1 rRNA gene is annotated in these 2,972 nt (G+C 52.9%); it reads right to left on the reverse strand.

The features are described 5' to 3' along the window. Nucleotide 1: 1 nt before the first annotated feature. Nucleotides 2-2,919 (reverse strand): 23S ribosomal RNA (locus GLW08_RS21365). Nucleotides 2,920-2,972: the final 53 nt, after the last annotated feature.

Here is a 2,972-nt window from a genome sequence, read left to right on the forward strand (position 1 = left end):
TTTAGTTAAGTCCTCGATCTATTAGTATCCGTCAGCTGCACGTGTCACCACGCTTCCACCTCGGACCTATCAACCTTGTCGTCTACAAGGGATCTTACTCATTTAAAATGATGGGAAATCTCATCTTGAGGTGGGCTTCATGCTTAGATGCTTTCAGCACTTATCCCTTCCGCACGTAGCTACCCAGCAGTGCTCCTGGTGGAACAACTGGTGCACCAGCGGTGCGTCCATCCCGGTCCTCTCGTACTAAGGACAGCTCCTCTCAAATTTCCAACGCCCACGACGGATAGGGACCGAACTGTCTCACGACGTTCTGAACCCAGCTCGCGTACCGCTTTAATGGGCGAACAGCCCAACCCTTGGGACCGACTACAGCCCCAGGATGCGATGAGCCGACATCGAGGTGCCAAACCTCCCCGTCGATGTGGACTCTTGGGGGAGATAAGCCTGTTATCCCCGGGGTAGCTTTTATCCGTTGAGCGACGGCCCTTCCATGCGGAACCGCCGGATCACTAAGCCCGACTTTCGTCCCTGCTCGACTTGTAGGTCTCGCAGTCAAGCTCCCTTGTGCCTTTGCACTCTGCGAATGATTTCCAACCATTCTGAGGGAACCTTTGGGCGCCTCCGTTACCTTTTGGGAGGCGACCGCCCCAGTCAAACTGCCCACCTGACACTGTCTCCGGGCCGGATCACGGCCCTGGGTTAGAATGTCAGTACAGTCAGGGTGGTATCCCACCAATGCCTCCACCGAAGCTGGCGCTCCGGTTTCCAAGGCTCCCACCTATCCTGTACAAACTGTACCAACATTCAATATCAGGCTACAGTAAAGCTCCACGGGGTCTTTCCGTCCTGTCGCGGGTAATGCGCATCTTCACGCATAGTATAATTTCACCGGGTCTCTTGTTGAGACAGTGCCCAAATCGTTGCACCTTTCGTGCGGGTCGGAACTTACCCGACAAGGAATTTCGCTACCTTAGGACCGTTATAGTTACGGCCGCCGTTTACTGGGGCTTCGATTCAGAGCTTCGCCTTGCGGCTAACTCATCCTCTTAACCTTCCAGCACCGGGCAGGTGTCAGCCCCTATACTTCACCTTTCGGTTTCGCAGAGACCTGTGTTTTTGCTAAACAGTCGTTTGGGCCTTTTCACTGCGGCTTCTTCTTGGGAAGAAGCACCCCTTCTCCCGAAGTTACGGGGTCATTTTGCCGAGTTCCTTAACAAGAGTTCTCCCGATCACCTTAGGATACTCTCCTCGTCTACCTGTGTCGGTTTGCGGTACGGGCACCACTTTCCTCGCTAGAGGCTTTTCTTGGCAGTGTGAAATCGGGGACTTCGGTACTATAGTTCCCTCCCCATCACAGCTTGTGTTTGATGCACGGATTTGCCTATGCATCACACTCACTGCTTGGGCGCGCTCTTCCAATGACGCGCTTCCCTTATCCTACTGCGTCCCCCCGTCACTCAAACGGAAAGGAGGTGGTACAGGAATGTCAACCTGTTATCCATCGCCTACGCCTTTCGGCCTCGGCTTAGGTCCCGACTAACCCTGAGCGGACGAGCCTTCCTCAGGAAACCTTAGACTTACGGTGGAAGAGATTCTCACTCTTCTTTCGCTACTCATACCGGCATTCTCACTTCTAAGCGCTCCACCAGTCCTCACGGTCTGACTTCACAGCGCTTAGAACGCTCTCCTACCATTGTCCGAAGGACAATCCGCAGCTTCGGCGGTACGTTTAGCCCCGGTATATTTTCGGCGCAGAGTCACTCGACCAGTGAGCTATTACGCACTCTTTAAATGATGGCTGCTTCTAAGCCAACATCCTGGTTGTCTAAGCAACTCCACATCCTTTTCCACTTAACGTACACTTAGGGGCCTTAGCTGGCGGTCTGGGCTGTTTCCCTTTCGACTATGGACCTTATCACTCATAGTCTGACTCCCAAGGATAAGTCGATGGCATTCGGAGTTTGACTGAATTCGGTAACCCGATGAGGGCCCCTAGTCCAATCAGTGCTCTACCTCCATGACTCTTACCTTGAGGCTAGCCCTAAAGCTATTTCGGAGAGAACCAGCTATCTCCGTGTTCGATTGGCATTTCACCCCTACCCACACCTCATCCCCGTACTTTTCAACGTACGTGGGTTCGGGCCTCCAGCCAGTGTTACCTGGCCTTCACCCTGGACATGGGTAGATCACACGGTTTCGGGTCTACGACCACATACTATTTCGCCCTATTCAGACTCGCTTTCGCTGCGGCTCCGTTTCTTCAACTTAACCTTGCATGGGATCGTAACTCGCCGGTCCATTCTACAAAAGGTACGCCATCACCCATTAACGGGCTCTGACTACTTGTAGGCACACGGTTTCAGGTTCTATTTCACTCCCCTTCCGGGGTGCTTTTCACCTTTCCCTCACGGTACTGGTTCACTATCGGTCACTAGGGAGTATTTAGCCTTGGGAGATGGTCCTCCCGGATTCCGACGGAATTTCTCGTGTTCCGCCGTACTCAGGATCCACTCCGGAGGAAACAGGATTTTGACTACAGGGCTCTTACCTTCTTTGGCTGATCATTCCAGATCGATTCCTCTATCCTGTCTCTTGGTAACTCCAATGGAGTGTCCTACAACCCCAGAACGCAAGCGTTCTGGTTTGGGCTGGTTCCGTTTCGCTCGCCGCTACTCAGGAAATCGCGTTTGCTTTCTGTTCCTCCGGGTACTGAGATGTTTCAGTTCCCCGGGTGTGCCTTTCCTAGCCTATGTATTCAGCTAGGAAGACCGCCCCATTACGGGCGGTGGGTTCCCCCATTCGGAAATCCCCGGGTCATAGCCTACTTACGGCTGACCGAGGCATATCGGTGTTAGTCCCGTCCTTCATCGGCTCCTAGTGCCAAGGCATCCACCGTGCGCCCTTATTCACTTAACTAATGTGAAAAGACGCATCAAATTGCATTCGATGCTTTGTTAAAACATTTATTT

The sequence above is a fragment of the Pontibacillus yanchengensis genome (assembly GCF_009856295.1).
In the GTDB taxonomy this organism is placed as follows: Bacteria; Bacillota; Bacilli; order Bacillales; family BH030062; genus Pontibacillus; species Pontibacillus yanchengensis_A.